The sequence below is a fragment of the Candidatus Endomicrobiellum pyrsonymphae genome, assembly GCF_020328025.1.
In the GTDB taxonomy this organism is placed as follows: Bacteria; Elusimicrobiota; Endomicrobiia; order Endomicrobiales; family Endomicrobiaceae; genus Endomicrobiellum; species Endomicrobiellum pyrsonymphae.
In genome coordinates, this window is record NZ_JAIXMZ010000085.1 from 1 (window position 1) to 4508 (window position 4508).

Below are 4508 nucleotides of genomic sequence, written 5' to 3' on the forward strand. Positions count from 1 at the left end.
AATTGTTGTAAGCAGTATTACCTTGATAAAGCTTATATGCTCACTTAATTATACCTTTTTTCAAGGATTTCTTATACCACTTTTTTCAGTGGGTTGATGAAATGACGAAGCAATCCAGCATCGTTGTTGTCTAAATTGTCACAACTTCCTCTTTTGTTTCTATCTATCGGTTTTGATAAATTTAGATTTGGATATTATAGATTCCAAACAAAAACGCTGCACCAATTATTTCCTATTTTGTTTCTATCTATCGGTTTTGATAGATTTTGATAAATTTAGATTTAGAGACTAGGGGAATGTGGACTATGTATCGCTTCACGTGAAAATTCCTTCTTTTATTTTAGCGCCACTTTTTTTGTTTTGCATTTATAAGAAAATCAATTATACCAAATCAAAGTTTTTAACAAATCAGCTACAGCTGTTGTAATTATATCAAAACTTTTAACAATTTGACATAAAATCATCAAAGATTATAACCTAAAATCAGGCAAAGATGACAAACAAAAATCAGGCAAAAAACAGATATTTTTTAAAACGATTTAACAGCGAAGAAGTTTTAACGAATGGAACGATTTTAAAGCTATAGAGTTTCAAAGGTACAACGAAACAGAACGGCTAATTTTGTATTTTAGGTTACATTTGTGGGGATATTAATCTGTTTTCAACGCCACCATCATTCTTTCCTCAGCATTCTGCCATTTTCGCCATATTGCTACATCAAACAGATGGATTATTTTTTATTCTCAGCATCCCATTTCTCATTCATCGCCTCAAACGCCAACTCCTTCACACCCATCATCACATCCTTCAGCTTCAACCCTATCGGCTTCTTCTCCGCCTCAATCTTCCACGTCACCCACTCATGCGTCCCCGCCGACAGCAACAGCGTCTTATCCCTCTTTCTATCCCCCGTCTCCGCCGCCTCTTGCCTCACCTGCGTCTCCCAATCCGTCCCCAGTAGCTGCGCATTCATATTTTTTTCCATCCGCTTTCCCATATCCGGATCTAGCGCATTCCATATACTACTCTTCGCAGACATCAGACTAAGTAAGTAGGAGTCGTCTGCCTCGTATGGGTCCAAGAAGATATTATCCGGCACCCCCATCACCTTCCTCATCTCCCTCGCCGCCAACTCCGAACTCAAGTGTTGCCTATAAGTCATCTTCTTCATCACATCCTTCCCCGCCTGCCGCACCTTATCCACCCCCGTCTTCGTTAACTCCTTCTCCGCATTCACCACCACCGCTATCAACTTCTTCTTCGTTTCCCTTCTCTCCCTAGCAATCGCATCCTTCCCCGCCTGCAACACCGACGACTCCGACCGTATATATACAATACCATTATTCCTACATAGCTTAAACTCCGCCTCCCTCAGTGCCCACTCCTCCCCCTTTCCTGCCGCCTGCACCACACTCTCCGTCTCTTCCGCTGTCAGTACCACGACGGGGGTGCTTGGTCGTTCGGGGTTATCTTCTTTATCTTCCCCTTTCTCTTTCTTGCCATCTTTGCCGTTGTCGGCGGTTGAATGCTTCTTCCACCAAACCGCCACAGCAAATGTTCCCAAAGCTGCGACTGTGCCTACTGCCAACCTTTTTGGCGTTACGCTAAATCCTCCGACTTTCCAGATTTCACGATTCAAGAAGCTAACTGGAGTGGGATTTGAAGGGGAGGGGGTGAGGTTGAGTGTGCCATTATCGTCCACCTGCTGTGGGACTACAGACGGTCTTAGCGAGCTAATTTTGCTGGATTTATCGGGCGAGCATGCCGAAAGGAGCAGAGAAAGGCAAACAAACAAGCTTACACATCTTTTTAAACGTAATGCCATCATATTATGTCTTCCTCTTTTAAGAGTGATGTCATTATACTATTTCCTCTTTTGTTTTTATCTATCGATTTTGATAGATTTAGATATTATAGCAAACAAACAAGCTTACACATCTTTTTAAACGTAATGTCATCATATTATGTCTTCCTTGTAAGAGTGATGTCGTCATGCTATTATTATTGGAGTGAAATACGGTCTCAATTTTTAATTATGGCAAACAAAAATAAACAATTCTAATCTAAAACTTTACACAATCTTTTTTACACTTTCATGCCACAACTTTAGTCTGCAAATATTTTAGATAGACTTTACAGAACTCAATGCCGGCAAAGGTTTCTTTAATTTGTTGAGCTCAATTGAATTCTTTTCTTCAGCATGATTCTCGTCTGTTGCAACATCGCTAGTTTTTGCCCGAACCCCGTCTATTCTTGTTAGAATCTCAGCTAATTTTACAGAACTCTCGGCAACTTTAAGACTAACCTTAGACCATTTAACATTATTTTCAGCAATAGCAAGCTCTAGCTTGGCTAACTTAACATATTCTTTGATAGTTTTACCATTCCTAACTTCATTTTTCTTAAGCTCAACATTGGCTTTAGCCACTTTGAGATCCTGCTCGTACTTGCCAATATCAGACTTGAATTTGTCAATATCAGACATGGCTTGAACAATATATTCGTTTTTTGCCAGTTTATTAATATCAAGTTTTTCTTGATTAATCATGTAAGTAATAACGTCTTCACTTTTGGTTTTAACAGCATCAGTTTCAACTCGAACTCTTTTTAAGATAAGATTCATGCTTTTAATATCGGCAACGCTTCTTTCAAGTCGAGCTTTAGCCCATTCAACACATGCTCTGGCTAGTTTGACACGATTCTCATCGGTTATAGCAGCACCAATTCCTGTCTCAATCTCATCAACTTTAAGATAAGCCTTGCTTACTTTAAGATCAGCTTCAATTTCTTTAAGGTAAGCCATGTAAATATCAAGATTAATTTTGGCTAATTTGACACATTCTTTGATTGTTTTACCGACTTTAAGCTTAGCTTTTTGAAATTCAACTCTGGCTTTATCAACATTATTAGTTATCTTACTGAGATTAAGAAATTTCTCACATAGAGTAACCTCGTTATTTTTAAAATCATTTTTCTTGAGTTCAAGTTCTATTTCAGCACGAACAACGTCAAGTTCCCTTTGGAAAGCGTCAATCTTTTCTGGAATAACAGCTTCCTTTGTTTTACCAACACTAAGCTTTGTATCGGAGCTTAACTCAGCAAATCCAGACATCGCGCAGAAACAGCACAATATTGTCAAAACTAATCCTTTCATTTATCTCTTCCTTCATAATTTATAACGCAGCTGAGCGCATTCTTGAGCGATATCAGAAACTTCTTTTGCAACTTTCGCAAGCTTTTTATTTTATAAACATCGAGTGATTCAAAGTCTCTTGCCGTCTTCTATGGCATCCACAAAGCACCTCTCCTTCACCGTCTAGAACACAAAACAAGCGCTAAACCAACTTTTAACAAATTTCTAAACTTACCCATTTGAATCTCTTATTTGAGCCATCAGTCTCTTTTATTTAACTCTGCGCTAAGCGCAAAGTGTATTTGCAATCATCCTAGACCGTCTATTTCTTCCTTTAGTTTTTAGTGGCATTGTTGTAGTATTTAATGTGTTTTTCCCATATGATACATATTCCCTCTAAAGCAAGATTTGGTAGAATAATCTCTATTGCGCTTATTTCGTTCGACATAAGCCCAGCCAAACCGCCTGTAGCAATTATATGTTTTACTTTTATTTCTTTTTTGGTTCTTAGTATAAGTTCTTTTACAAACCCTATATAACCAAAATAGAGACCTGCCTGTATGCATTCAACGGTAGTAGTTCCTATTGCCTTTGAAGGTTTTTTAATTTCAACTCGAGGAAGCTGCGCAGTTTTTAAACTTAAAGACTGCGCTGAAATTGCAGGTCCAGGAGCTATTGATCCTCCCATGTACCTTCCTTTTGAATCTATACAGTCAAACGTCGTTGCTGTTCCAAAATCAATAACAATACAATCACCGCCATATGTAGAATAAGCAGCAACAACATTGGCGATTCTATCAGCTCCGACTTCTTCAGGGTTGCCTACGGCAAAAACTAATCCACCACAATTTTTGTGATTTACAAAAAATATTTTCTTATTGAAATATTTTTCTACCAAATCTTCAAAAACAACGTTCAATGACGGCACAACGCTTGCAACAGCAACATTGCTGATTTTCTTTGCATCATAACCTGAATAAAAAAACATATTCAGGAGAATTGTTGCATATTCATCTGAAGTCTGCCCTTTTACTGTTGACATTCTCCAAACTTTTAAAGGATTACTCAATATCTTCTTCCTTTTCATATCAAACAAACCAACACTTATATTTGTATTGCCTATATCCAATGCCAAAAACATCATTAATTTCCTTGGAAAATATTGTAGTTAAATCGCTTTAAATTGCTCCATCGGCGTCCTTGCGAGGAATTGTTCCTTAAAAAACAAGTATAATAAAGTGTATAAGGGTGTTGGAAGATCGAGCGAGGAAGGGGCAAAGAGCCCGTTTTTATCAGGATCTCCAACACCACAGGGGTAAAAGCTTGATGAGGTTGCTGATGCGCAAACTTTAGTTTGCAGCATTGCAGCTTGCTG

Annotated in this window: 4 protein-coding genes; all 4 read right to left on the reverse strand. The window is 38.3% G+C overall.

The window, feature by feature from the left end; genetic code table 11:
• Positions 1-730: 730 nt before the first annotated feature.
• Positions 731-1588, reverse strand: a complete 858-nt coding sequence (locus LE180_RS06265; RefSeq protein WP_374134599.1) for a hypothetical protein — start codon at positions 1586-1588, stop codon at positions 731-733.
• Between the two features lie 534 nt (positions 1589-2122).
• A complete protein-coding gene (locus tag LE180_RS06270) occupies positions 2123-3154 on the reverse strand; it encodes a hypothetical protein (RefSeq protein ID WP_374134600.1) in 1032 nt (343 codons plus the stop codon).
• Positions 3155-3467: 313 nt separating this feature from the next.
• Positions 3468-4277 (reverse strand): type III pantothenate kinase, encoded by an 810-nt coding sequence (locus tag LE180_RS06275; protein ID WP_374134601.1) that lies wholly within the window; start codon positions 4275-4277, stop codon positions 3468-3470.
• A 24-nt stretch (positions 4278-4301) separates the two neighbouring features.
• Positions 4302-4508 (reverse strand): hypothetical protein (locus LE180_RS06280; RefSeq protein WP_374134602.1); only part of this gene is annotated, 207 nt, incomplete at its 5' end.